This window comes from Gordonibacter sp. (assembly GCF_036667095.1).
Classification (GTDB): domain Bacteria; phylum Actinomycetota; class Coriobacteriia; order Coriobacteriales; family Eggerthellaceae; genus Gordonibacter.
Genome location: NZ_JAVWUP010000182.1, coordinates 1 through 4800, shown reverse-complemented (window position 1 = coordinate 4800; position 4800 = coordinate 1). Strand labels below are relative to the sequence as shown.

General features: G+C 62.3%; 4 protein-coding genes. 2 read left to right on the top strand and 2 right to left on the bottom strand.

Annotated features, from left to right (window positions below):
• Both RR842_RS11950 and RR842_RS11945 read left to right on the top strand, forming a co-directional pair.
• A partial coding sequence (locus tag RR842_RS11950) for a twin-arginine translocation signal domain-containing protein (protein ID WP_332729870.1) occupies positions 1–242 on the top strand: 242 nt, incomplete at its 5' end.
• Positions 239–820, top strand: coding sequence for a helix-turn-helix transcriptional regulator (locus RR842_RS11945; protein ID WP_332729869.1), 582 nt, complete (start codon positions 239–241; stop codon positions 818–820). The genes RR842_RS11950 and RR842_RS11945, both read left to right, overlap by 4 nt.
• 48 nt (positions 821–868) lie before the next feature.
• On the opposite strand, the gene RR842_RS11940 is transcribed toward RR842_RS11945, so the two are convergent.
• Both RR842_RS11940 and RR842_RS11935 read right to left on the bottom strand, forming a co-directional pair.
• Positions 869–3007, bottom strand: a complete 2139-nt coding sequence (locus RR842_RS11940) for a YgiQ family radical SAM protein (protein ID WP_332729868.1) — start codon at positions 3005–3007, stop codon at positions 869–871.
• A 655-nt stretch (positions 3008–3662) separates the two neighbouring features.
• The gene (locus RR842_RS11935; RefSeq protein WP_332520911.1) at positions 3663–4583 is read right to left on the bottom strand and encodes a diacylglycerol kinase family protein; all 921 of its coding nucleotides are present in this window, start codon (positions 4581–4583) and stop codon (positions 3663–3665) included.
• Positions 4584–4800 lie beyond the last annotated feature (217 nt).

The window sequence follows — 4800 nt, the reverse complement described above, 5'->3', positions numbered from 1 at the left end:
AAAACGAGGTTTCACGCAGGAATTTCTTGAAGACCGCCGCACTCGCAGGTGCAGGGTTGTCTTTGGCGGGAGCCCTGAGCGCATGTGCGCCCAAGAGCACTTCAGATAAGAGCGCCGGTGCCGGAGGGAACACGACAGGCGCTTCCGACGACGTTACATGGACCAAGGAAGCCGATGTGGTCGTGGTCGGCTTCGGGGGCGCCGGCGCAGCAGCAGCCATCGAGGCCAAGAAGGCGGCGTGATCTTCTGCGTCGCGATAGCGCTGTGGCTTTTCCTGCCGCAACCGGGCGAGCTGGTCGTGGTGGTCACAGGATCTCTGCATTGGTCGAGCTTCCTGCTGCTGACAGCCGCTTCCTTCACAACGACCAATCGGCAAAGACGGCGATGTGCGCCGAACGCCTGCCTGTCCCTCGCCCTGTTCTACCTGGCCACCGGTCTTGGATCGCTGACAACGCTCTTGGGCGTGGAGTCGCGGGTAATCGTGGGAGGAGCGGCCGCCGCGGTGCTGCTGGGCGCCCTTGTTTTTGCACGTCGCCAAGAAGAACTGTCGCTAGCCGCCGCCATGGCGGTCCACGACAAGACCGACCGAGGCGACGCGCTTGCGCACCTTGCCGATGACTACGAACTGAGTCCTCGAGAGAAGGACGTGTTCGTTCTGCTTGCAGACGGCAATTCGCTCAAGCACATTGCCGACGAGCTGTTCATTTCGGAAAACACGGTAAAGCGGCACCGCTCCAACGTCTACCTGAAGCTCATGGTCAATTCCCGTCAGGAACTCATCGACAAGGCTAAGGCCGAACTCAAGAACCCGAGGGCCTGACTTAGGTCTGACCTGCAATGCACTGCGTCCTCGGTTCGATATGGGCAGCTAGCGCGTACGACGACCCTTCGGTCCTTGGGGGCTTTGCTTCGGGTTCCGACTCGGACCCGGCTTCTGCCGCGGCGTCGAGCCTGGTTTTGGCTTCGAAGCTGCCTTCGAGCCAGACTTCGCCCCCGGTTTCTGGTTTCGGTTCTGATTGCGACTCGAAGTCGAGCTCGGCTTTGCATCCGTGCGCCGCCCCCCGTCCGAGGAGCGGCCGCCGGACGGACTCTTCCCCGCGCTGCCGGGACGGGAGGTCCCGCCTTTTCGCTCGGGAGCCGCCGCGGCCGACTTGGCTGCGGTCGATCCGCTCTGGGCGGGCAACCTGTTGCCGGGACGCTCGTCCTTCCCCGGCCTCACGAGGCACTTCGGGCCGTAGCCTACGAGATCTCTGCGGCCGGTCTTCTTGAGCGCCTCCACCACAAGGTCGTGGTTCTTCGGATCGCGATACTGGATGAGGGCGCGCTGGAGGGCTTTCTCGTGCGGGCTCTTCGGCACGTAAACGGGCTGCATGGTGCGCGGGTCCACGCCAGTGGCGTACATGACCGTGGACATCGTTGAGGGGGTGGGATAAAAATCCTGCACCTGCTCGGGATTGTAGCCCCAATCGCGCACGTACTCGGCCAGCTCGACGGCCTCGTCGAGCGTGGAGCCCGGATGCGAGGACATGAGGTAGGGCACGAGGTACTGCTTCTTGTCCAGCTCTTCGTTCACGCGGGTGTAGCGCTGGACGAAGCGGTCGTACACGAGCCTGCGGGGCTTGCCCATGTAGGCGAGTACGACATCGGACACGTGCTCGGGCGCCACCTTGAGCTGGCCGCTCACATGGTGCTCGCAGAGCTCGTGCAAGAACTCGTCGCCGTGGTCGCAGTCGGCCAACAAGTAGTCGAAGCGGATGCCGGAGCGCACGAACACCTTCTTCACGCCGGGAACCCGGCGCAAGCGGCGCAGTAGCTCCAGGTAGTCGGCATGGTCGACCTGCAGCTGGCCGCACGGCTCGGGAGACAGGCAGCGTTTGTTCGGGCAGGCACCGTGCTCAAGCTGCTTGGAGCACGCAGGGGCGCGGAAGTTCGCCGTGGGGCCTCCCACGTCGTGGATATAACCTTTGAAAGCAGGGTCAGCGGCGATGGCCTCCGCCTCGACCACAAGCGAGTCGTGGCTGCGCGCCTGCACGATGCGCCCCTGATGGAACGTGAGCGCGCAAAACGCGCACTCGCCGAAGCAGCCGCGGCTGCTGGTCAGGCTGAACTTCACTTCCTTGATGGCGGGCACGCCGCCTTTTCCCTCGTACATCGGATGGTACGTGCGCTGATATGGCAGGCGGTGCACCGCGTCGAACTCGGAGGTCGTAAGCGGTGCCGACGGCGGGTTCTGCACCACAAACTCATGGTCGGAGTACGGCTCCACCAGGCGCTTGCCGGTATAGGGATCGCTGTTGCGATACTGCACGGCAAAGCTGCGCGCATACGCCAGCGGATCATCCTGCATCTCGGAAAACGATGGCAGCACCACGGCATCATAGACATGGTCGAGCGACTTCGCCCGATACGCGGTGCCCTCGATGAACGTAAGGTCCTCGATAGCCAGGCCCGCGGCCAACGCGTCGGCGATTTCTACGATGGAGTGCTCCCCCATGCCGAAGGACACGAGGTCGGCGCCCGAATCCAGCAGGATGGAGCGCTTCATCTTGTCGGACCAGTAGTCGTAGTGGGCAAGACGGCGCAAGCTGGCCTCGATGCCGCCCAGCACGATGGGCGTCGCCTTAAACGTGCGACGGATCAGGTTGGAATACACGACGGCCGCATGGTTCGGCCGCAGGCCCGCCTCGCCTCCCGGCGAGTACGCGTCCTCTCGGCGGCGCTTCTTCGCCACCGTGTAGTGGTTCACCATGGAGTCCATATTGCCTGCCGATACAAGGAAAGCCAGCCGCGGCTCGCCGAGCACAGCCATGCTGGTCGGGTCGTTCCAATCGGGTTGTGTGATGACGCCCACACGATAGCCCTGCGCTTCGAGCAAACGCGTGATGATGGCCATGCCGAACGAGGGATGGTCGACGTACGCATCGCCCGACACGTAGACGAAATCGACCTCGTCCCAACCGCGTGCTTCCATATCCTGGCGGTTGACCGGCAGAAATCCTTCGCTCATGCACATCCTCGCTTCGCCACGGATCGCAGCAGCGCCGCATCGCGCGGCGTACCCGGTACGACCTACTGCCGTACCGTAGCCATCGTAGCGGATAATGCGCAAAGCTTGCAGCTTGCGGGAATTCTGCTTGAAATCTGCTTTGGCCTTGCCTGATTCCTGACGGTCGATTTGCTGAGACAATGCCAGATAGATGCGGCTTTTATACGGCAAGGATACGGTCGATCCGCAAGGTCGCGGCGCTATAGTATGCATCAGGAAACGCCCGGCGGCTTGGTGCCTCTCCCTCTCATTATTCTAGATGAACGGAGGTGAAGCCCATGACCGTTTTGGATTTGTTCATGCTTGCTGCAGTGCTTTTAGAGCTGGTATCCCGCGTCATCGAGTTGTTTTTGGTGATAAAGGAGGCGCTCCGATCCCGCAAGGGGCCGGAGCGCTAGAAACAAACCCAAACCGCCGAAGCGATTCTTAGAGCCGGTGGGAGTTCGCGCTCCCTTCGGCTCGCCCTGCATTATACCTCAAGCTACGACGTTCTCCGAAAAACACCCGCCCTCCCAAAGGCAGGTGACGGAACCGTTTTGGGAAACTTTCGACTTAAGCGCCGTGCTGTTGTATCTCCCTGCCCAATTGCAGTAGTAAGGTTGTCGCCAGAGCCCGCCTACCAAGCAGGTGTCAGCACCCGCAGCGCGTGCGGCACGATCTCAATGAGAAAACGGTCCCCCACAATCAGCTCGCCGTCAACCTGCGCAGCCAGCGGGCAGTCGAACCGTACGTCGAGCGACGAGACCCGGAGAAACTCGACCTGCTGAAACCGTGTGTGCCATCCGCTCTTCGCCATGAGGAAGATGTAGGTGGCCCGCAGCACGCTCAGGGGCGGCCGGGCAATGCAGAGGTCGAACAGGCCGTCGTCCGGCTGGGCGTCGGGGCAGATGCGAAAGCCGCTGCCGTACGTGGGGCCTATTTGCACGGCGAACAGGAACATGGAGCCCTGCACCGGCTCGTCCCCGTCGAAGCGCGCCTCGAAACGGTACTCGACCAGATGGTGTAGCAGCTGATCGAGGCCGCTTGCCGCATAGAGCAGCGTGCCAGTGAGACGCGATCTCTTGCGGCGCTCGACCGTATCGAGCGCGATGGCGGCGTCCAGGCCGAACGAGAGCGTTTCCACAAAGTGCTCGCCATTGCACCGCCCGACATCCATCGCGCGCGGTCTGCCTTCCAGCACCTGCTGCACCGCCCGATCAAGGGTTGCAGAAATACCCAGCGTACGAGCATAGTCGTTGCCCGAGCCCACGGGAATCACACCCAGCACTGGACGATCTTCGCCGGAAAGCATCATAAGGCCGTTCGCCACCTCGTGGACGATACCGTCCCCGCCAAGCGCCAGCACGGTATCGAAATCACCCGCCTGCGACGCCAGCCCGATAGCCTGACGGCCAGATTCGGTAAGGACCAGCGAGAAGCGCTCATCACCCATCGAGGCTCGCAGCGTCTCGGCTGCCCGCGCAGCCGCAGCGGCACCGTTGCCGTTTTGCGCGGCCGGGTTCGCGATGAGCAACGTCCTGCCCTCGTGGATCGCCATGTCGTTCCTTTCGCACTTTGAAGCCCTGCATGGATCGAGGCCGAAACGGGCGCACTGCGCCGATATCGCCATCATTATACGTGCGACTTCGCAACCTCGAAGGCAGAAGATCAGACACGTGCCGGAGGCCGCATCATACTGGACGAATCCCGCAAGTTGGAGCATGGACATCCAGGGAGCAGAGGAGTACCTTGAAATCTGGAGGATCTGGAGGATC